The 20,832-nt window shown below is 67.7% G+C and carries 13 protein-coding genes; 5 read left to right on the top strand and 8 right to left on the bottom strand.

Annotated elements, in window-relative coordinates; all coding sequences use genetic code 11:
- The first annotated feature begins 22 nt into the window (after nucleotides 1–22).
- The gene (locus tag BN2503_RS05605; RefSeq protein ID WP_054255668.1) at nucleotides 23–1,297 is read left to right on the top strand and encodes an acyl-CoA dehydrogenase family protein; all 1,275 of its coding nucleotides are present in this window, start codon (nucleotides 23–25) and stop codon (nucleotides 1,295–1,297) included.
- 78 nt (nucleotides 1,298–1,375) lie between these two features.
- Here the strand turns inward: BN2503_RS05605 and BN2503_RS05610 are convergent, their stop codons facing one another.
- Nucleotides 1,376–2,320 carry an adenylate/guanylate cyclase domain-containing protein gene (locus BN2503_RS05610; RefSeq protein WP_054255669.1) on the bottom strand — a complete coding sequence of 315 codons (945 nt, stop codon included), beginning with the start codon at nucleotides 2,318–2,320 and terminating at the stop codon, nucleotides 1,376–1,378.
- A 196-nt stretch (nucleotides 2,321–2,516) separates the two neighbouring features.
- Here BN2503_RS05610 and putA point away from each other — a divergent pair, with 196 nt between their 5' ends.
- On the top strand, nucleotides 2,517–6,524 hold the full coding sequence (putA, locus tag BN2503_RS05615) for a trifunctional transcriptional regulator/proline dehydrogenase/L-glutamate gamma-semialdehyde dehydrogenase (protein WP_054255670.1): 4,008 nt from the start codon (nucleotides 2,517–2,519) through the stop codon (nucleotides 6,522–6,524).
- 111 nt (nucleotides 6,525–6,635) lie between these two features.
- On the opposite strand, the gene BN2503_RS05620 is transcribed toward putA, so the two are convergent.
- The 4 genes from BN2503_RS05620 to BN2503_RS05635 form a co-directional block, all read right to left on the bottom strand.
- Entirely contained in the window at nucleotides 6,636–7,592 is a 957-nt protein-coding gene (locus BN2503_RS05620; protein ID WP_054255671.1) for a CBASS cGAMP-activated phospholipase, read from the bottom strand.
- 403 nt (nucleotides 7,593–7,995) lie between these two features.
- Nucleotides 7,996–8,979 carry an LD-carboxypeptidase gene (locus BN2503_RS05625; RefSeq protein WP_054255672.1) on the bottom strand — a complete coding sequence of 328 codons (984 nt, stop codon included), beginning with the start codon at nucleotides 8,977–8,979 and terminating at the stop codon, nucleotides 7,996–7,998.
- 29 nt (nucleotides 8,980–9,008) lie between these two features.
- The gene (tadA, locus tag BN2503_RS05630) at nucleotides 9,009–10,199 is read right to left on the bottom strand and encodes a tRNA adenosine(34) deaminase TadA (RefSeq protein ID WP_082366505.1); all 1,191 of its coding nucleotides are present in this window, start codon (nucleotides 10,197–10,199) and stop codon (nucleotides 9,009–9,011) included.
- A 44-nt stretch (nucleotides 10,200–10,243) separates the two neighbouring features.
- The gene (locus BN2503_RS05635) at nucleotides 10,244–10,480 is read right to left on the bottom strand and encodes a hypothetical protein (RefSeq protein ID WP_054255673.1); all 237 of its coding nucleotides are present in this window, start codon (nucleotides 10,478–10,480) and stop codon (nucleotides 10,244–10,246) included.
- 187 nt (nucleotides 10,481–10,667) lie between these two features.
- Between BN2503_RS05635 and BN2503_RS05640 the strand changes: the two genes are divergently transcribed.
- The 3 genes from BN2503_RS05640 (at nucleotide 10,668) to BN2503_RS05650 (ending at nucleotide 14,743) form a co-directional block, all read left to right on the top strand.
- Nucleotides 10,668–12,656 (top strand): peptidase U32 family protein, encoded by a 1,989-nt coding sequence (locus tag BN2503_RS05640; protein ID WP_054255674.1) that lies wholly within the window; start codon nucleotides 10,668–10,670, stop codon nucleotides 12,654–12,656.
- 61 nt (nucleotides 12,657–12,717) lie between these two features.
- On the top strand, nucleotides 12,718–13,386 hold the full coding sequence (locus BN2503_RS05645) for a 3'-5' exonuclease (RefSeq protein ID WP_054255675.1): 669 nt from the start codon (nucleotides 12,718–12,720) through the stop codon (nucleotides 13,384–13,386).
- Nucleotides 13,387–13,459: 73 nt separating this feature from the next.
- Nucleotides 13,460–14,743, top strand: coding sequence for an O-acetylhomoserine aminocarboxypropyltransferase/cysteine synthase family protein (locus BN2503_RS05650; protein WP_054255676.1), 1,284 nt, complete (start codon nucleotides 13,460–13,462; stop codon nucleotides 14,741–14,743).
- A gap of 140 nt (nucleotides 14,744–14,883) precedes the next feature.
- Here the strand turns inward: BN2503_RS05650 and BN2503_RS05655 are convergent, their stop codons facing one another.
- The 3 genes from BN2503_RS05655 to purL form a co-directional block, all read right to left on the bottom strand.
- Nucleotides 14,884–15,495, bottom strand: coding sequence for an OmpW/AlkL family protein (locus BN2503_RS05655; RefSeq protein WP_054255677.1), 612 nt, complete (start codon nucleotides 15,493–15,495; stop codon nucleotides 14,884–14,886).
- 126 nt (nucleotides 15,496–15,621) lie between these two features.
- Nucleotides 15,622–16,599, bottom strand: coding sequence for a DUF808 domain-containing protein (locus BN2503_RS05660; protein WP_054255678.1), 978 nt, complete (start codon nucleotides 16,597–16,599; stop codon nucleotides 15,622–15,624).
- Between the two features lie 130 nt (nucleotides 16,600–16,729).
- Nucleotides 16,730–20,761, bottom strand: coding sequence for a phosphoribosylformylglycinamidine synthase (purL, locus tag BN2503_RS05665; protein WP_054255679.1), 4,032 nt, complete (start codon nucleotides 20,759–20,761; stop codon nucleotides 16,730–16,732).
- Nucleotides 20,762–20,832: the final 71 nt, after the last annotated feature.

Raw genomic sequence — 20,832 nt, forward strand, 5'->3', positions numbered from 1 at the left:
CTGACCTCTGAAGGGAATCCCCATGGACTTCGACTACTCGCCCAAAACCAAGGAACTGCAGGCCAAGCTGACGCAGTTCATGGAAGACTACATCTACCCTGCCGAGAAGGATTACGCTGCCGAAATGGCCGCCAACACGGCGGCTGGCAAGCGCTGGACGCCGCTGCAGACCATTGAGCAGCTCAAGCCCAAGGCCCAGGCCGCCGGGCTGTGGAACCTGTTTCTGCCGGTGGACACGGCCGAGGCCTCGGGCTATCACGGTGCGGGCCTGACCAACGCCGAATATGCGCCGCTGGCCGAGATCATGGGCCGTGTCGTATGGGCTAGCGAGGTGTTCAACTGCTCCGCGCCCGACACCGGCAACATGGAGACCATTGCACGCTACGGCTCCGAACCCATCAAGGCACGTTGGCTGCGCCCGCTGCTGGACGGCCAGATCCGTTCAGCCTTCGCCATGACCGAGCCTGAGGTGGCTTCAAGCGACGCCACCAACATCGCCACGCGCATCGAGCGCCAGGGCGACCACTACATCATCAACGGCCGCAAGTGGTGGACCAGCGGCGCCAACGATCCGCGCTGCAAGGTGTTCATCACCATGGGCAAGACCGACCCCGAGGCGGCCAAGCACTCGCAGCAAAGCATGGTCGTGGTGCCTGCCGAGACCCCTGGCATCACCGTGCTGCGCGCACTCAATGTGTTCGGCTACGACGACGCCCCGCACGGCCACGCCGAGGTGCTGTTCGAAAACGTCAAGGTGCCTGTGGACAACATCCTGCTGGGCGAAGGCCGCGGCTTCGAGATCGCCCAGGGCCGCCTTGGCCCCGGGCGCATCCACCACTGCATGCGCCTCATCGGCCAGGCAGAGCGTGCGCTTGAACTCATGTGCAAACGCGCCAGCAGCCGCACAGCCTTCGGCAAGCTGATCGCCCAGCAAACCGTGACGCAAGAGCGCATCGCCGAAGCGCGCTGCAAGATCGACATGGCGCGCCTGCTCACCCTCAAGGCCGCATGGATGATGGACACCGTGGGCAACAAGGTTGCCAAGGCCGAGATCGCCATGATCAAGGTCGTCGCGCCGAGCATGGCCTGCCAGGTGATCGACTGGGCCATGCAGGTGCATGGCGGCGCTGGCATCAGCGACGACTTCCCGCTCGCCTACGCCTACGCCAATGCGCGCACCCTGCGCTTTGCTGACGGCCCGGACGAAGTGCACCGCAACGCCATTGCCAAGTGGGAGCTGGGCAAGTGGGCGCCGCACGGCAGCAACGCGCCCGTTCCGGTCACCCGCGGCTGCTGATTCAAACGCTATTAAAAAAATAGCTCCTGGCGCTTGCTAGATAAGCGCCAGGAGCTTTTTTTATGCCTATTTTTGTGCCTATTGCACCATCACGCCCGCGTCAGACACGGTGAACGCCAGCGCGGGTGCGCTGTCGTCACTGAAAGCCACGCCCAGCGCCACCTGGCCGGCACCGTGCAGCAGACAGGTGTCACGGCGCAGCAGCACCGGCTCAAAGCCCTCAAACCGCACCCAGGTGCCGAAGCGGCTCAGGTCGGTCAGCACGAAGGCGCCGTTGCGCCAGTCAATGCGCGCATGCTCACGCGAAACACGCGGGTCCGGCACGCACACCTGCGCCTGCGGCGCACGCCCGAGCAGCAGCGGCATGTCCTGCGCTGAGTACACATGCCCTTCGCCGTGCCAGTGCACCTGCAGCTGCATGGGGCCGCTGTGCAGTGTGCCCAGGGTGCTGGGCAGATTGGTCAGCATGGTCTGGGAATCGGGGTCTTCGTCCTGGCGCCACTCCAGTCCATACACCGTGATCGGCTCGGCCTTGCCCCGGATGGGCAGGGAACCCAGGCGCACGAAGCGGGTGCCCGGTGCACTCGCGCTGCCCTGGGCGGCCTCGGCATCCTTCACCGTGCTGGCGCTGAGCCAGACTTCGCCCGGCCGCGCACGCTCGCACAGGCGCGCTGCCAGGTTCACGGCGTCGCCGTAGCAATCGCCATCGACCTCCACGACCTCTCCGCCCGCCACGCCCACGCGCACCTGCAGACACATCTCGCTCGGCCATTCGCGCAGGTGCTGCTGGTGGTCGCGCATCAGCGCCGCCATGGCCTGCACGGCACGCGGCGCGGTATCGAAGGTGGCTAGCACGCCGTCCCCCAGGGTCTTGACCACGCGCCCGCCCTGGCTTTCAACCGACTGGCCGAGCCAATGCACCACATGGGTCACGGCTTCGGTGGCGCGCGCATTGCCCAAGACCTCATACAGGGCCGTACTTCCCGCGATATCAGCAAACACGATCACTGACGTGCCGCTCATGGTTTTCTACTCCCGCAATCCATGCAGTAAGTGTATGGGGAGCACCCGGCGCCGCATACCCGTGTACATCATCGTTAACGATTACCTCAGCCTCATAAATTATAGGGTTTACCCTATATTCAAAAAAGTGCAACCTTGCGATATTTACCCACCCCAAAAGGTTGCACCTTTTTTACCCTTGCCCTTCGGATCCGTTATGTCCACCACCATTGGCATCAAAGTCGACGACACGCTGCGCGAGCGCATTCGCAACGCCGCCCATAACATGGGCCGCACACCGCACTGGCTGATCAAACAGGCGGTGCTGCAGTACGTCGATGCGCTGGAGCGCGGCGCCACCACCATCCGCCTCACCGGCCTGGGTGAGCCACCGCAGGACGACGGTGCAGAAGACGCGCCCCCGCCCCCACCGATGGAAACAGCGCAGCCCTTCCTGGTGTTCGCCCAGTCCATCCTGCCACAGACGCCGCTGCGCGCCGCCATCACCGCGGCCTGGCACCGCCCCGAGACGGAATGCCTACCCGCGCTGCTGCCGCTGGCGCGCGCCCAGGATGCCGAGCAGTCCGGCAAGGTGCGCGAACTGGCCACACGCCTGGTACAAGGCCTGCGCGATGCGCCCGCGGGCAGTGGCGTGGCCGCGTTGGTGCAGGAGTTTTCTCTCTCCAGCCAGGAAGGCGTGGCGCTGATGTGCCTGGCCGAAGCGCTGCTGCGCATTCCTGATCGCGCTACGCGCGACGCCCTGATCCGCGACAAGATCAGCAAGGGCGACTGGAAGTCGCACGTTGGCCGCTCGCCGTCGCTGTTCGTCAACGCCGCCGCCTGGGGCCTGGTGCTGACCGGCAAGCTGACCTCCACCAGCAGCGAAAAGAGCCTGTCGGCCGCGCTCTCCCGCGTGATCGGCAAGGGGGGCGAGCCGCTGATCCGCCAGGGTGTGCACCGCGCCATGAAGCTGATGGGCGAGCAGTTCGTCACCGGCCAGAACATTGCTGAAGCCCTGGCCAACAGCCGCACCTACGAAAAGCAAGGCTTTCGCTACAGCTACGACATGCTGGGCGAGGCCGCTGCCACCGACGCCGACGCGCAGCGCTACCTGCAGGCGTATGAGCAGGCCATCCACGCCATCGGCGCGGCGTCCAACGGACGCGGCATCTTCGAAGGCCCCGGCATCTCCATCAAGCTCTCGGCCCTGCACCCGCGCTACAGCCGCGCCCAGTACGACCGCGTGATGGCCGAGCTGCTGCCCCGCGTGCTGCGCCTGGCCGAGCTGGCCAAGCAGTACGACATCGGCATGAACATCGACGCCGAAGAAGCCGACCGCCTGGAGCTGTCGCTGGACCTGATGGAAGCGCTGTGCGCTGCGCCCTCGCTCAAGGGCTGGAGCGGCATCGGCTTCGTGGTGCAGGCCTACCAAAAGCGCTGCCCGCACGTCATCGACTATCTGGTGGACCTGGCCCGGCGCAGCCGCCGCCGCCTGATGGTGCGCCTGGTCAAGGGCGCCTACTGGGACAGCGAGATCAAGCGCGCCCAGCTCGACGGCCTGGCCGGCTACCCCGTGTACACACGCAAGGTCTACACCGACGTGAGCTACCTGGCCTGTGCACGCAAGCTGCTGGAGGCGCCCGACGCCATCTACCCCCAGTTCGCCACGCACAACGCCCAGACCCTGGCCAGCATCTACCACCTGGCACAAAGCGTGGGCGGCAGCTACTACAGCGGGCAGTACGAATTCCAGTGCCTGCACGGCATGGGCGAGCCGCTGTACGCCCAGGTCACCGGCACCGCCGCCGATGGCAAGCTGGCGCGCCCCTGCCGCATTTACGCCCCCGTGGGCAGCCACGAAACGCTGCTGGCCTACCTGGTGCGCCGCCTGCTGGAAAACGGCGCCAACACCTCGTTCGTCAACCGCATCGGCGACGCCAGCGTGCCCATCGCCGAGCTGGTCACCGACCCGGTGGAGGACGCACTGCGCATTGCCAACCAGGAGGGCCGCCTGGGCGCGCCACACCCGCGCATTGCGCTGCCTGCCGACCTGTTTGCCGATCTGGGGGCGCAGTCGCGCCCCAACTCACACGGCCTGAACCTGGCACATGAACAGCAGCTCGCCTCGCTCGCCGCCGCACTGCTCTACAGCACCCGCCAGACCTACCTGGCGGCGCCCCCCGGCGTGCCACTGCCCGCCGACCCGTCACGCACCCCCGGCTGGCAGCCGCTGCGCAACCCGGCCGAGCTCAGCGACACCGTGGGCTGGGTGTACGAGGCCGCGGCGCACGACGTGCAGGCTGCCTGCGAGCGCGCCGCCCAGGCCGCGCCCATCTGGGCTGGCACCCCGCCCGCCACGCGCGCCGACGCGCTGCAGCGTGCCGCCGACCTGCTGGAGCAGCGCAGCCAGCCGCTGATGGGCCTGATCATGCGCGAGGCCGGTAAGACCCTGCCCAACGCCGTGGCCGAAATCCGCGAGGCCGTGGACTTCCTGCGCTACTACGGCGCCCAGGTGGCCACGCAATTCGACAACGCCGCGCAGCGCCCGCTGGGCGTGGTGCTGGCCATCAGTCCGTGGAACTTCCCGCTCGCCATCTTCTGCGGCCAGGTGGCCGCCGCCCTGGCCGCCGGCAACACCGTGCTGGCCAAACCTGCCGAGCAGACACCGCTCACGGCCGCCGCCATGGTCGCCCTCCTGCACGAAGCCGGCGTGCCGCGCGATGCGCTGCAACTGGTGCCCGGCCAGGGCGAGAGCGTGGGCGCGGCCCTGGTGGCACACCCGCAGGTGGCCGGCGTGATGTTCACCGGCTCCACCGAAGTGGCGCGCCTGATCGCACGGCAGCTCAGCACCCGCCTGTCGCCCACCGGCCAGGCCATTCCCCTGGTGGCCGAGACCGGCGGCCAGAACGCCATGGTGGTCGATTCGTCGGCCCTGGCCGAACAGGTGGTGGCCGACGTGCTGGCCTCGGCCTTCGACTCGGCGGGCCAGCGCTGCTCGGCCCTGCGCCTGCTGTGCCTGCAGGACGACGTGGCCGACCGCACCCTGACCATGCTGCGCGACGCACTGCAGGAATGGACGCTGGGCAACCCCGACCGCCTGCACACCGACGTGGGCCCGGTGATCGACGCCGAGGCGCGTGCACAGATCGAGGCGCACATCGCCCGCATGGCCGACGCCGGCCAGACAGTGACGCGCGTGGAACGCACGGACGGCGCACTCAACGGCCACTTCGTCGCCCCCGCCATCATCGAAATTGATAGCACCTCGCGCTTGACCCGCGAGGTTTTTGGCCCGGTTTTGCACGTCATTCGCTACCCACGCGAGCAGCTCGACGCGCTGCTCGACGGCATCAACGCCACGGGCTACGGCCTGACGTTTGGCGTGCACAGCCGCATTGACGAAACCATCCAGCACCTGAGCGAGCGCATCCACGCCGGCAACCTCTACGTCAACCGCAACGTCATCGGCGCCGTGGTGGGCGTGCAGCCCTTCGGCGGCATGGGCCTGTCGGGCACCGGCCCCAAGGCGGGCGGGCCGCTGTACCTGCACCGCCTGGTACATGGCCCGGCCAACACCGCGCTGGCCCTGCTGCCCCCCACGCCCAGCCTGTCGGAGCACCCGGCGCTGCTGCTGCTGCGCCGCCTGCGCCAGACCACGCTGCCGCTGCCCGCGCCCGAACAGGCCCAGGCCCACACGACCTGCGAGGCGGCGCTGACCACCTCGCGCCTGGGCGCCAGCCTGCTGCTGCCCGGCCCCACGGGCGAATCCAACCGCTACCGCCTGCTGCCGCGGGGCCCGGTGTGGGCACTGCCGCGCACGCCGCTGGGCCTGGTGGCCCAGGTGGCCGCCGCGCTGGCCAGCGGCAACCCCTGCCACATGGTGCTGCCACAAGACGACAACGGCTGCGCCGCCGTCTGGCAGGCACTGCGCGCCGCGGCTGGCGACGCTGGCGTGGCCTGGCTGCACAGCGCCGAGGGCGCGGCACTGGCCGACGGCGCCATCCCGGTGGCGGCCCTGCTGTTTGAGGGTGACGGCGACGCGCTGCTGCAAGCCTGCCGCGCCGTGGCCGCCCGCCCCGGCCCGCTGGTGCGCGTGGAAAGCCTGGGCAGCGACGAACTGCAGGCCGGCCAGGGCTACGACCTGGCGGCGCTGTGCCACGAGCAGTCGATCAGCACCAACACGGCCGCCGCCGGGGGCAACGCCCAGCTCATGACCATGGCCTGAGGGCCCGGCCGTGGACCCAGGCCAGGTGGGGCACGCCCCGCCTGGCCTTCAAAAAAGATAGCTGCCAGCGCTTGCCCAGCAAGCGCAAACCCCGAAAAATGCTTGAAAAGGCTACAAGAACTTCTGTAGCCGCTCCTCGTCCAGCCCGGCCAGGGTCTGCTGGCCCAGCGTCGTCAGCGTCTGCGCTGCTTGCTTGGTGGCAACGTCAATGCCCAGCCCTGCCTGCGCTGGCCACGGCGCGTCCAGGCGCATGTAGCGGTCGGCCAGGCGATCCTCCATGATGGCCTGCACATGCTGCTGCTGCACCGAGATCATGGTCAGGATCAGGCGCCCGTCCGTCAGCCAGCCCACGGCGCCCACGTCGGCCTCGGGCTTTTCCATGGGCTGGTAGCCCATGGTGGCCGTACCGACGGAAAGCATGCGCACCTTGGAAGGCTTGGCGCCCATGAACAGCTCGGCTTCGTGCAGCGCCACCTGGTCCGGCGCCACAGCAAACAAGCCGCCATCGGCATAAAGCTTGTCACCCACTTTGACGCATGGGAAAAACGCCGGTGCGGCGCAGGTGGCCATGGTGACGTCCACCGCGCTCAGCCCCGCGTCGCCGAGCGAGGCCTGGGCGTGCGGCGTCTTGAACACCTTGGTGACGCTGCGCGTCACGTCCACGGCAGGCACCACAACGGCGTGCAACGCATCGCCCAGCGTGCGCTGGCCAAAATGGCGCGTCAGCTCCTTGCGCAGCGCCTCGCCGGTGTACTTGGGGCCCATGACGGAGCGCGACAGGTCGAGCAGCCGCGTCACCGCGCCCGTGGGCAGGCGGCGCGAGGAAAACACCTCCTCGCCACGCTCCAGGAACAGTTTGACCAGCTCGGCCATGGGAACCTCGAAGGCCAGCGCCATCGACAGCAGGCCGCCCACCGAGGTGCCGGCGATCAGGTCAAAGCGCCGCCCCAGCGGCTCGCCCACGCGCGCCTCCAGCTCGGCCAGCACCACGGCCGCGTACAGCCCCAGATACCCGCCGCCGCTAAGCGCGAGGATGCGAAATTCGGACGAGGAACCCCTGGTAGCCATGTAAATTTTGGTACGTTGGTTGCAAAAGTCCAGTATCACAGGAAACCGGACAGCAACCAGGGGCTTGGGCGCAAGTTAGAGCCTGTTCACGATCTTTTCATAGTGCCCGTTGCCCCGCAAAAGTGGCAGATGCAAGGCGCAAAGCGCAGCCGGGCTGGTGGCCCGGCGAGCATTTGCAACGCCGCAGATGTCACTTTTGCGGGGCAACCCTTCGGGCAAGGCAGCAAAAAGCCGCACTCGTCGTTGCACACCTTGGCCAGGCCGCCAGCATGGCCTGCGGCGCGCGCCTAGATTGCGGCTTTTTGCTGCCTTGCGGGCACTATGAAAAGATCGTGAACAGGCTCTTAAAAGGAGCTCTCAGCCAGGGTTTTCCTGGGAGGGCGTGGGCAGAGGCGCCCAGCCGTCAATGCGCGTGGCCCCAGTAGAGGAGCGCATCGCGCCCCTCGACCGACAGCGACACCCGCGCGCCCACGGGCAGCAGCACCTTGGTGGGCACATGGCCGAACGGCAGGTTGGTGAGCACGGGGGCCGCAATCTGCGTGCGCAGCCAATCGACCACGCTCTGCAGCTTGAAGCCCTTGTCGTGCGCGGCCAGCTGGTAGCCGTTGAACTGCCCCAGCACCACCGCTTTTTGCCGCGCCAGCACGCCGGCGTACAGCAACTGGGCGAGCATGCGCTCGACGCGGTAGGGGTGCTCGCTCACGTCCTCCAGGAACAGGATGCCCTCGTCCACCACCGGCAGGTAAGGCGTACCCACCAGGTTCGCCACCATGGCCAGGTTGCCGCCCCACAGCGTGGCCGATTCGATGTAAACGTCCGGCACGGCCGCTTGGCCGTCGGCACGCGGCTTTTCCTTCGGCATGCGCCAGCCGGCGCCCTCGCCATGGCCCGAGAGCAGGTCGTCCAGGCACGCCAGCATGATGTCGTCCACCTCACCGGCCACGCCCAGATCGGCCGTGAGCGCGGGCCCGGCCCAGGTGGTGGCGCCCGTGCGCGCCAGCACGGCGCACTGGAAGGCGGTGAAGTCGCTCAGGCCCACAAAGTGCATGCCTGCGCCAATGGCCTGGGCCACCTTGGCGTAGTCGATGCCTGGCAGGATGCGTGTCAGGCCGTAGCCGCCGCGCGAGATCAGTGCGACATCGGCGCCGCTGGCCGCCGCGCGGTGGATGGCGGCCAGCCGCGTAGCATCGTCGCCGGCAAAGCGCGTGTGGATGGCCAGGGCGTCGGGATCCACCTCGACCTCATGGCCCAGCGCCTGCAGGCGCGCTATGCCGCGCCGAAAGGCAGGCTTGTCGCGCACCGCGCTGGAGGGCGAATAGATGTAAATGTGCTTGGGGCCGTGGTCGTGGCCGCAGTCGGCATGGTCGGGGTGGTGGTGGGCGGACAAAACGGGCAGGCCTTCACTAAGCGGGGGAATCAGGGGCGGAAGTATTCCACAGCGCGCCTTGCCAGCACCTGTAGCGTGGGCGTATCGCCCAGCGGCTCGACGCGCCCTAGCACCGCCGCCGCGGGGCCCTGCACCAGCGGGCGCGGGCCGCTCCAGCCGGTCTGCCAGAAGCGGCGCAGCGCTTCGTCGGGCGGTGCCTCTTCAGCCTGCGCTTGCAGCCGGGCCAGGGCCCGGGGCCCCGCGCGGTGGCCGGCATCGGGAAACGGCGCCTCCCAGGCGGCGCCGCGCAGCACGGGCGCAGGCAGCACCAGCAGCCCGGCAAAGCGCGCGGGCGACTGCAGCGGCAGCGCCCAGGCCCAGGGCGCGCCCTGGGCCACCAGCACCACCTGGCGCGCCGCCAGGCGCTCCAGCAACTCCAGCAGCACCTGGCCGTGCCAGGCCAGGCTGTGGGCGCTTTCCTTCTTGGGCTTGTCGCTGCGGCCAAAGCCGATCAGGTCGGGCGCCAGCACCCGGTCGCCGGCGTCGCGCAGTGCCGACGCCAGCGCTTGAAACTGGTGGCTCCAGCCCTGCGGGCCGTGCACCAGCAGCCAGGTGCGCGGCGCGTCGGGCGGGCCTTCGTCGCGGTAGCTCAGGCGCAGGCCGGCCAGCGCCGGCAGGTCATTCACCATCCGCGGCGTGGCGTCCAGGCCTTGCAGGCCGGCAAAGCGCTCCGCGGGGGTGCGCAGCGCGTCATCGCGCAGCGGCTGGGCCTGCGCGCGCTGGGCGCGGCGGCGCTGGCTGAAAAAATGCTGCAGCAGCGCGGCGCACTCGTCCGCCAGCACCCCACCTTCGATGCACGTGTGGTGGTTGAGCCGGGGCTCGGCGAACAGGTCGAGCACCGAGCCGGCCACGCCGGTCTTGGGGTCCTGCGCGCCGAACACCACGCGCGCCAGGCGCGCGTGCAGCATGGCGCCGCTGCACATGGCGCAGGGCTCGAGCGTGACGTAAAGCGTGCAGCCGTCGAGCCGGTAGTTGCCCAGGTGGCGCGCGGCCTCGCGCAGGGCCACCACTTCGGCGTGGGCCGTGGGGTCGTGGCCGGCCACCGGGGCGTTGCGACCACGCCCGATGATGGCGCCGTCCTTGACCACGACCGCGCCCACCGGCACCTCGCCCGCCTGGGCGGCCTCGTGCGCCAGCGCCAATGCGGCGCGCATCCAGGCAGCGTCGTTATCGCTCTGCATTTGATAGCTGCTTGCGCTTTCCTGCAAAGGGCTAGCGCGTGTTTTTACTTGGATTCATCGTCGGGCAGCGAGCGGGGCTTCTGCATCAGCCCTTCCATCTGCTGCTGCACCTGCTGCTGGATCTGCTGGCTCTGCGCGCGCACGCTGCCCGTGGGGGCAGCCGCGCCGGGGGCCTGCAGCGCCGGTACGGGCGCCTGGGTGGTGGCGAGCTGCTTCTTCACCAGCACGCCAATGATGGCCAGCACCACGAGCAGGCTGGCGAGACTGATCAGCGCACGCATGGGCACCCTCCGGACTTCAAGGCAATAAGTGATGGCATGGTGGACACGACTTTAGCGGCAATTGCCCACCCGGCGGGTGGAAGCTGGAAGCCACCGCTGCGCGGGCGCGGCCGGCCGTGGGCTGGCCCGGCGCGGCAATGCCGTACGCGCCCGCGTGAAAAGCCATGACGGGGATAATCCGCACCCTATGTCCCTCCTGCCCCACCAGCTTGAACTGCTCTCCCCTGCGCGCGACGCCGACATCGGCATCGAGGCCGTGAACCACGGCGCCGATGCCGTCTACATCGGCGGCCCGGCCTTTGGCGCGCGGGCCACGGCAGGCAATGCGCTGCGCGACCTGGAGCGGCTCATCACTCACGCCCACCGCTTCAACAGCCGCATCTTCGTCACGCTCAACACCATCCTGCGCGACGACGAGCTGGAGGACGCCCGCCGCATGGCCTGGCAGGTGTACGAGGCCGGGGCCGACGCGCTCATCATCCAGGACATGGGCCTGCTGGAGCTGGACCTGCCACCGATCCAGCTGCACGCGAGCACGCAGACCGACATCCGCACGCCGGAAAAAGCGCGCTTCCTGCAAGACGCGGGCCTGTCGCAGATCGTCATCGCGCGCGAGCTGGATTTGGCGCAGATCGCCGCCATCCGTGCCGCCACCGACCCGGCACGCACCACCATCGAATTCTTCGTGCACGGCGCCCTGTGCGTGGCCTATTCGGGCCAGTGCTTCATCAGCCACGCGCACACCGGCCGCAGTGCCAACCGGGGCGACTGCAACCAGGCCTGCCGCCTGCCCTACGAGGTGCTGGACGGCCAGGGCCGCATCATCGCGCACGAAAAGCACGTGCTGTCGATGAAGGACAACAACCAATCGGACAACCTGCGCGCCCTCATCACGGCAGGGGTGCGCAGCTTCAAGATCGAGGGCCGCTACAAGGACATGGGCTACGTGAAGAACATCACGGCGCACTACCGCAAGCTGCTCGACGAAATCATCGAGGAAGGCGAACTCACGCGCTCCTCCTCGGGCCGCACCACATTCACCTTCGCGCCCGACCCGGACCAGAACTTCAACCGCGAGTTCACCGACTACTTCGTCAACGGCCGCAAGGATGACATCGGCGCCTTTGACACGCCCAAGACGCCGGGCCGCGCGATCGGCTGGGTCACGCAAATCGGTGACAAGTGGTTCGAGCTGGAGACTTCGGACAAAGCCACCGTGCTGCACAACGGCGACGGCCTGTGCTATTACGACCTGCAGAAGGAACTGGTGGGCGTGCACATCAACCGTGCCGAGTCCGTGCATGCCAAGAAAGGCATCTGGCGCGTCTTCCCCAAGGACCCGATCGACTGCTTCAAGGACCTGCGCAAGGGCCTGGAAATCAACCGCAACCGCGACATGGACTGGGTGCGCACGCTGGACAAAAAGTCCAGCGACCGGCGCATCGGCCTGTGGGCGCAGTTCGCGCAAACGCCCGATGGCTTTGCACTCACGCTGACCGACGAGGACGGCTTCGTCGGCCATGCCGCCATCGTGCAGGAACACCAAAGCGCCACCGACGCGGTGAAGGCTGAGGCCACGCTGCGCGAGCAGCTGGGCCGCTTCGGCGCAACCATCTTTGCCGTGCACGACATCGCCCTGCAGCTCAGCCAGCCCTGGTTCGTACCGGCTTCCGCGCTGAACCAGTTGCGCCGCGAGGCGCTGGCCGCGCTGGAGGCGGCGCGCGCCAAGGGCTTCGTGCGCCTGCCGCGCGCCACCCCCGTGGAGCCGCCCGCGCCCTTCCCCGAAGACACGCTGACCTACCTGGCCAACGTGTTCAACCACAAGGCGCACGACTTCTACGTGAAGCATGGCGTAAAGGTGATCGACGCCGCCTACGAATCGAAAGAGGAAGAAGGCGAAGTCAGCCTGATGATCACCAAGCACTGCGTGCGCTTTTCCATGAGCCTGTGCCCCAAGCAGGCCAAGGGCGTGATCGGCGTCAAGGGCACCATCAAGGCCGAGCCGCTGCAGCTCATCAACGGCAAGGAGAAGCTTACGCTGCGCTTCGACTGCAAGCCCTGCGAGATGCACGTGGTGGGCCGCATGAAGAAATCGGTACTGAACCAGCACCACAGGGACATGCAGGAACACCCCATGCAGTTCTACCGGGCACGCCCTCAGGCGCAGCGCGATTAAGTATAAAAATGGACTCTAGCGCTTATCTAGCAAGCGCTAAGAGCTCCTGATTCAATAGCACATGCCGCGCCGCAAAGCCCCCACCAAGGAAGACTCCGCCCTGCTGCCGCCCTACGCGCAGCTGCCCGATGCGGCCATTCACGTGCCCGCCACGCCGCAGGCCTTTGCCGCCGCGCGCGCTGCGTTGCTGGCCGCGCCGGTGCTGGGCTTCGATACCGAGAGCCGGCCGCTGTTTCACGCTGGGCAGAACGACACCGGCCCGCACCTGGTGCAGTTCGCCACGCCCGCCGCGGCCTGGCTGCTGCAGCTGCACCACCCCGAGGCGCTGGAAATCGCCCGCGCCGTGCTGGCCGCCCCGCACATCGGCAAAGTGGGCTTCGGGCTCGACAACGACCGCCACAGCCTGCCGCGCCGCCTGGGGGTGGAGCTGGCCCAGCTCGTTGACCTGGACCGCGTGTTCGGCCGCCACGGCTTCGGCCACAACACCGGCGTGCGCGCCGCCGTGGCGCTGGTGCTGGGGCAGAACTTCCGCAAGTCCAAGAAGACCAGCACCTCCAACTGGGCCGTGCACCAGCTCTCGCCCGGCCAAATCCGCTACGCCGCCAACGACGCGCACGCCCCCGCCGTGCTGCACCTGGCCCTGCCCGCCTGGGAAGCGACCCAGGCCGCAACCGCCGCAGCGCGCCCGCCACGCGCTACGCGACCGCACATTTCTCGCATAAGCACATAGCCAACGCGTCGATCCAGCAGGCCGCGCCTGGCAGACAATAGCGCCGCCTGACAACAACTGGAGAGACTCCCCCATGCGCATCGAAACCCTGGCCGTTCACGCCGGCTACGCACCCGACCCGACCACCAAGTCCGTGGCGGTGCCCATCTACCAGACCGTGGCCTACGCCTTCGATAGCGCGCAGCACGGCGCCGACCTGTTCGACCTGAAGGTGCCGGGCAACATCTACACGCGCATCATGAACCCGACCACCGACGTGCTGGAAAAGCGCGTCGCGGCGCTGGAGGGCGGCATCGCCGCCGTGGCCGTGGCGTCGGGCATGGCGGCCATCACCTACGCCATCCAGGCGATCGCCGAGGCGGGCGACAACATCGTCAGCGCCAGCACGCTCTATGGCGGCACATACAACCTGTTCGCCCACACCTTCCCGCAGCAGGGCATTGAAGTGCGCTTTGCCGACCCGCGCGACCCGGCCAGCTTTGCTCCGCTGATCGACGCCAAGACCAAGGCCATCTTCATCGAGTCCATCGGCAACCCGCTGGGCAACGTGACCGACATCCGCGCCCTGGCCGATGTGGCCCACGCCCATGGCGTACCGCTGATCGTGGACAACACCGTGCCCAGCCCCTACCTGCTGCGTCCCATCGAGCACGGTGCCGACATCGTGGTGCACTCGCTGACCAAGTACTTGGGCGGCCACGGCAACAGCATTGGCGGCGCGGTGGTGGACAGCGGCAAGTTCCCCTGGGCCGAGCACAAGGCGCGCTTCAAGCGCCTGAACGAGCCCGACGTGAGCTACCACGGCGTGGTCTACACCGAGGCCCTGGGCCCTGCGGCCTACATCGGCCGCGTGCGCGTGGTGCCGCTGCGCAACACGGGCGCCGCCCTGTCGCCGCACAACGCCTTCCTGATCCTGCAGGGGATCGAAACGCTGGCGCTGCGCATGGACCGCATCTGCGAGAACACGCAGCGCATCGCCGAGACGCTGCAGAACCACCCCAAGGTGGAATGGGTGCGCTACGCCGGCCTGAAGAACCACCCCGACCACGCGCTGGTGCAGCGCCAGCTGGGCGGCCGCGCCTCGGGCATCCTGTCGTTCAGCCTCAAATCGGGCAACGGCGATGCGCGTGCCGCAGGCGCACGCTTCCTCGATGCGCTGCAACTGTTCACGCGGCTGGTGAACATCGGCGACGCCAAGTCGCTGGCCACGCACCCGGCCTCGACCACGCACCGCCAGCTCGACGCGCAGGAGCTCGCCAAGGCTGGCGTGAGCGAAGGCATGGTGCGCCTGTCCATCGGCATCGAGCACATCGACGACCTGCTGGAAGACCTGAACCAGGCCCTGGCGGCAGTCTAAGCGTTTTAGGGCTCTAGCCCTTTAGCAGCAAGCGTGGGCAGCTATCTTTTAGATAGCTGCCCTTTTTGTTGCGCAGCCACCAGGGACGAAAAAAAACCGGCGCCGCAGCGCCGTTTTCCCCATCAAAGAACCTTGCAGTCTTAGAAGCGGTAGCCCAGGCCCACGCCCACCAGCACCGGATCCACCTTGAAGGTGCCAGCCTTGACGTCGCCAGAGTACACGTCGGTCTTGATGTAGACCTTCTTCACGTCGAAGTTCAGCGACAGTTGCTTGGTCAGCGGAATGTCGAAGCCGACTTGCAGAGCGGCACCCCAGCTGTTGCGCTTGATCGAGGGGTTCAGAGCAGCCTGCACAGCGGGGTCGAAGTTGACGCTGGAGAAGTTGGTGTAGTTGATACCAACGCCAACGTAGGGCTTGAAGCCACCGAAGTTGGTGAAGTGGTATTGCGCCAGCAGCGTGGGCGGCAGGTGCTTCAGGGAGCCGATGTCAACGCCGCCAGCACGCAGGTCGTGCTTTTGCGGATAGGTCAGGATCAGCTCGGCAGCGATGTTGGGTGTGAAGAAGTAGGAGATGTCAAGCTCGGGAATGACCTTGTTGTTGACCGACAGGTCCAGGCCCGTGCTGTCCTTGTTGGCGCTGTCCAGGTTCACAGCACGCACACGCACCAGCCAGGGGCCTTCGGCTTGCTGGGCAAAAGCAGCGCCCGAAGTCATTGCACACACAGCGGCTACAGCCAGCAGACTTTTTTTCATAGGAAAACTCGATGCGGTTGAACGGGGACGGCCCCCGTACATGCATTGGGCCCATGAGTAAAAAGGTCAATCTTGCCTTAGGTCAAATCCCAGGCGGTTGCCTGTCAAACCTGTGTCAACCACGCATCACTTGCCGCGCAGGCGTTGCACCAGATGCACACCCGCCAGCACCACGGCCCCGGCCGCAATGCCCGCCACGGCGTTGAGCGCATTCGTGGCCAGCGCCTGCCACAAGCCCCCCAGCGCGCCCTGCGCTACCGCAGCGCCCGCGCCTTCGATCGCGTGGTGCAGCGGCCCGATGCCATGCACCAGGATGCCCCCGCCGACCAGGAACATGGCGGCCGTACCCGCCACGGACAACGCCTTCATCAGCCACGGCGCTGCGGCCAGCAAGCCCCGGCCTAACGCCTGCGCGGCGCTGCTGGCCTTGCCGCTGAGCCACAGGCCCAGGTCATCCAGCTTGACGATGCCGCCCACCAGGCCGTACACGCCCACGGTCATCAAGACGGCGATGCCCACCAGCACCGCCACCTGCTGCAGGAACGGCGCGGACGCCACCGTGCCCAGGGCGATGACGATGATCTCCGCCGAGAGAATGAAGTCGGTGCGCACGGCGCCCTGGATCTTCTCGCGCTCGAACGCCACCAGATCGACCGTGCCATCCGCGTTGGCTTGCGCGTGGTCGGCGTGGTTGGCCTCCTCTTCGTCTGCGCCATGCAGCAGCTTGTGGGCGAGCTTTTCCACGCCCTCGAAGCACAGGAACGCGCCGCCCAGCATAAGCAGCGGCGTGACCAGCCACGGCGCCCAGGCGCTGATGGCCAGCGCCGCCGGCACGAGAATGGCTTTGTTGACCAGCGACCCCTTGGCCACGGCCCAGACCACGGGGATTTCGCGCTCGGCCCGCACGCCGGTGACCTGCTGCGCGTTCAATGCCAGGTCATCACCCAGCACCCCGGCGGTCTTTTGCGTAGCCACCTTGGTCATGGTGGCCACGTCATCGGCCACGGCGGCGCTTTTCTTGGCCGCCACCTTGGTCATCACGGCCACGTCGTCCAGGATGGTGGCAATGTCGTCAAGCAGGGTCAGCAGACTGGCTCCGGCCATGGGGGATTCCTTTCAAAGAAGCCGCGATTTTGAATGAAATCCTGCCCCAAGGCGTGCGGGGAAAGCGCTGGCAGCTATTGTTTTTGCAACGCTGCGAACACCGCCCCGCCTTTGGGGCGGCGCCCCGAACTTACCCCACCCACTTGCGCGCGTTGCGCCAGATGCGCATCCAGGGGCTGAGCGCGTCTTGGCCACCGCTGGCGGCCAGGTCGGTCCAGCTCATCTGGATGTTGCGGAACACGCGCTCGGGGTGCGGCATCATGGCCGTGAAGCGGCCATCCTGGGTGGTCACCGCCGTCAGGCCGCCTGCGCTGCCGTTGGGGTTGAACGGGTACTGCTCCGTCGGCTGGCCATGGTGGTCCACGTAGCGCATGGCGCCAATGGCCCGGGCCGCATTGCCGCGGAAGCGGAAATTGGCATAGCCCTCGCCGTGCGCCACGGCGATGGGCAGGCGGCTGCCCGCCATGCCCGCAAAGAACAGGCTGGGCGAATCAAGCACCTCGACCTGCGACAGGCGCGCCTCGAAGCGGTTGCTCTGGTTCTGCGTGAAACGCGGCCAATCCTGTGCACCGGGGATGATGTCGGCCAGCTCGGCAAACATCTGGCAGCCGTTGCACACGCCCAGGCCGAAGGTGTCGGTACGCCCGAAGAAGCTCTGGAACTGCGCCGCCAGGCGCTCGTTGAAGGTAATGGAACGCGCCCAGCCAATGCCCGCGCCCAGTGTGTCGCCGTAGCTGAAGCCACCGCAGGCCACCACGCCCTGGAAGGCCGCCAGGTCGGCGCGGCCGGTTTGCAGGTCGGTCATGTGCACGTCGTGCGCTTCAAAACCGGCCTCGGTGAAAGCGTAGGCCATTTCCACGTGCGAGTTCACACCCTGCTCGCGCAGCACGGCCACCCGGGGGCGCGCCAGGTTCAGGAAGGGCGCGGCCACGTTGTCCTGCGGGTCGAAGGTCAGGTGCACGTGCATGCCAGGATCCGCCGCCAGCCCTGCGGCGGCGTGCTCTGCGTCGGCGCAGGCGGGGTTGTCGCGCTGCTGGCAGATCTTCCAGCTCACGGCGTCCCAGACCTGGTGCAGGTCTTCCAGCGCGGCGCCGAATACCTGCCTGGCGTCGCGCCAGACTTGCAGCTCGCCCTTGCCCATGTCCATGCTGGAGCTGTCGGGGCGCGTCTTGCCGACGAAATGGCTCCACTTGGACAGGCCGTGTGCGCGCAGCACCTGCATGACCTCGTTGCGCTCGGCGGTACGCACCTGCAGCAGCACGCCCAGCTCCTCGTTGAACAGCGCCTTGAGCGTCAGCTCCTCGCGCCGCGCACCGATCTGGCCGGCCCAGTTCTTGGCGTCGCCCGCGTCCATGCGGCTGTCGCTGATGCCGTCGCCCTCGGTGACGAGCATGTCCACGTTGAGTGCCACGCCCACATGGCCGGCGAACGCCATTTCGGCGGCGGCAGCGAACAAGCCACCGTCGCTGCGGTCGTGGTAGGCCAGGATACGGCCCTGCGCACGCAGCGCATTCACGGCGTTGACCAGGCGCACCAGGTCTTGTGCGTCGTCGAGGTCGGGCACCTCGTCACCGGCCTGGTTCAGCACCTGGCCGAGGATGGAGCCGCCCATGCGCATGCGGCCCTTGCCCAGGTCGATCAGCACCAGCGTGGTGTCTTCCTCGGTGGCATCGAGCTGCGGCGTCAGCGTGCCGCGCACATCGGCCAGCGTGGCAAAGGCGCTGACGATCAGGCTCACGGGCGAAACCACCTTGCGCTGCGCGCCGCCGTCCTGCCACTGCGTGCGCATGGACAGCGAATCCTTGCCCACGGGGATGGAGATACCCAGCTGCGGGCACAGCTCCATGCCCACGGCCTTGACGGTGGCGTACAGGTCAGCGTCCTCGCCGGGCTCGCCGCAGGCGGCCATCCAGTTGGCGCTGAGCTTGACGCGGGGCAGCTCGATGGGCGCCGCCAGCAAGTTGGTGATGCTTTCCGCCACCGCCATGCGGCCCGAGGCCGCCGCGTTGATGGCGGCCAGCGGCGTGCGCTCGCCCATGGCCATGGCCTCGCCCGCGAAGCCCTTGAAATCGGCCAGCGTCACGGCCACGTCAGCCACCGGCACCTGCCAGGGGCCGACCATCTGGTCGCGGTGCGTGAGGCCGCCCACGGCACGGTCGCCGATGGTCACGAGGAAGCGCTTGCTGGCCACCGTGGGGTGCGCCAGCACGTCGATGACGGCCTTTTGCAGCGGCACGCCCGTGAGGTCGAGCGGCACGAACTGGCGCTGCACGGTCTTCACGTCGCGGTGCATCTTCGGCGGCTTGCCCAGCAGCACGTCCATGGGCATATCCACGGGGAACTTCTGGTCGCCCTCGGCCACGGCCGTGTCCTCCAGCACCAGCTGGCGCTGCTCTGTCGCCGTGCCAATGACGGCGAACGGGCAACGCTCGCGCTCGCAGAAGGAGCGGAAGGTCTCCAGCGACCCCGGTGCGATGGCCAGAACATAGCGCTCCTGGCTTTCGTTGGACCAGATTTCCTTCGGAGCCAGGCCCGACTCTTCCAGCTGCACGGCGCGCAGGTCGAAGCGGGCGCCACGGCCCGCGTCGTTCGTCAGTTCGGGGAATGCGTTCGAGAGGCCGCCCGCGCCCACGTCATGGATGGCGAGGATGGGGTTGTCCTGCCCTTGTGCCCAGCAATGGTTGATGACCTCTTGCGCACGCCGCTCGATCTCCGGGTTGCCGCGCTGCACCGAATCAAAGTCCAATTCGGCCGCGTTGGCCCCCGTGGCCATGGAGCTGGCCGCGCCGCCGCCCATGCCGATACGCATGCCAGGGCCACCAAGCTGGATCAGCAACGTGCCGGCGGGAAACTCGATCTTCTTCGTCTGCTCGGCGTCGATCACGCCCAGCCCGCCCGCGATCATGATGGGCTTGTAGTAGCCGCGCTGCACGCCACCCACGTCCTGCTCGTACTCGCGGAAGTAGCCTGCCAGGTTGGGCCGGCCGAACTCGTTGTTGAACGCGGCACCGCCCAGGGGCCCTTCGGTCATGATCTGCAGCGGGCTGGCAATGTGCGCGGGCTTACCGCCGGGCGCATCGCTCAGGCCGCCCCAGAGTTTGGACACGGTGAAGCCGGTCAGGCCCGCTTTGGGCTTGGAGCCACGGCCGGTGGCGCCCTCGTCGCGGATCTCACCGCCCGCGCCGGTGGACGCACCGGGGAACGGCGAGATGGCCGTGGGGTGGTTGTGCGTTTCCACCTTCATCAGCACATGGTGCGTGGCGCTCGTCTTTTGATAGCTTGCAGCGCTTACCCCGTCTGCGCTGGAGCCCATTTTTGCCACAAATCGTTCGACCTGCGAACCTTCCATGATGGAGGCGTTGTCGGAATAGGCGACGATGGTGTGGTGGGGCGAGACCTGCTCCGTGTGGCGGATCATGCCGAACAGGCTTTTCTCCTGCGCCACGCCGTCGATGGTGAACTGGGCGTTGAAGATTTTGTGGCGGCAATGCTCGCTGTTGGCCTGGGCGAACATCATCAACTCCACATCCGTGGGGTTGCGCGCCAGGCCCTGGAAGGCGCTGACCAGGTAGTCGATCTCATCGTCGGCCAAGGCCAATCCCCAGGCGGTGTTGGCGGCCTCCAGCGCTGCGCGGCTGCCGCCAAGCACGTCCACGAAGGCCATGGGCTGGGCATCGAGGGCGGTGAACAACTGCCCGGCCTCGGCGCGCGTGGCCAGCACCGACTCGGTCATGCGGTCGTGCAGCAAGGCGGCGATTTGCTGCATCTGCGCCGCATCCAGCTCTGGCTGGCCGCCGAGCAGGCCGGTTTTGAGCACCAGGCGGTATTCGGTGATGCGCTCCACGCGGTGCACCGCCAAACCACAGTTGCGCGCGATGTCGGTAGCCTTGGAGGCCCAGGGCGACACCGTGCCCAGGCGCGGCGTAACCACCAGCAGCGGCCCCTCCTCGGGCCCTTCATAAGGATCGCCGTAGGTCAGCAGCGCGCCCAGGCGCTCCTGCTGGGCCGCGGTCGGCGCGGCATCCAGCGCCACGAGGTGCACGAAGCGCGCGGCAATGCCGGTGATCTTGGGATGGATGGCCGCGAGGGCGCTCTGGAGTTGCTGGGCGCGGAACGGGCTGAGGGCATTGCCCCCCGCAAACGAAATCTGGTGCAAGGTCACGGTAGCGGCCTGTGGCTAGGAGTAGGAGAGGCGAGGCCCGCCATTTTACCGGCCCGTCCCCGGTGCTTGCC

It is taken from the genome of Paenacidovorax caeni (genome assembly GCF_001298675.1).
Classification (GTDB): Bacteria; Pseudomonadota; Gammaproteobacteria; order Burkholderiales; family Burkholderiaceae_C; genus Paenacidovorax; species Paenacidovorax caeni.

Coding starts and splice junctions, on each gene's coding strand:
- BN2503_RS05605 (WP_054255668.1), top strand. CDS start 23: ATGGACTTCGACTACTCGCCCAAAACCAAGGAACTGCAGGCCAAGCTG.
- BN2503_RS05610 (WP_054255669.1), bottom strand. CDS start 2,320: ATGAGCGGCACGTCAGTGATCGTGTTTGCTGATATCGCGGGAAGTACG.
- putA (WP_054255670.1), top strand. CDS start 2,517: ATGTCCACCACCATTGGCATCAAAGTCGACGACACGCTGCGCGAGCGC.
- BN2503_RS05620 (WP_054255671.1), bottom strand. CDS start 7,592: ATGGCTACCAGGGGTTCCTCGTCCGAATTTCGCATCCTCGCGCTTAGC.
- tadA (WP_082366505.1), bottom strand. CDS start 10,199: ATGCAGAGCGATAACGACGCTGCCTGGATGCGCGCCGCATTGGCGCTG.
- BN2503_RS05635 (WP_054255673.1), bottom strand. CDS start 10,480: ATGCGTGCGCTGATCAGTCTCGCCAGCCTGCTCGTGGTGCTGGCCATC.
- BN2503_RS05640 (WP_054255674.1), top strand. CDS start 10,668: ATGTCCCTCCTGCCCCACCAGCTTGAACTGCTCTCCCCTGCGCGCGAC.
- BN2503_RS05645 (WP_054255675.1), top strand. CDS start 12,718: ATGCCGCGCCGCAAAGCCCCCACCAAGGAAGACTCCGCCCTGCTGCCG.
- BN2503_RS05650 (WP_054255676.1), top strand. CDS start 13,460: ATGCGCATCGAAACCCTGGCCGTTCACGCCGGCTACGCACCCGACCCG.
- BN2503_RS05655 (WP_054255677.1), bottom strand. CDS start 15,495: ATGAAAAAAAGTCTGCTGGCTGTAGCCGCTGTGTGTGCAATGACTTCG.
- BN2503_RS05660 (WP_054255678.1), bottom strand. CDS start 16,599: ATGGCCGGAGCCAGTCTGCTGACCCTGCTTGACGACATTGCCACCATC.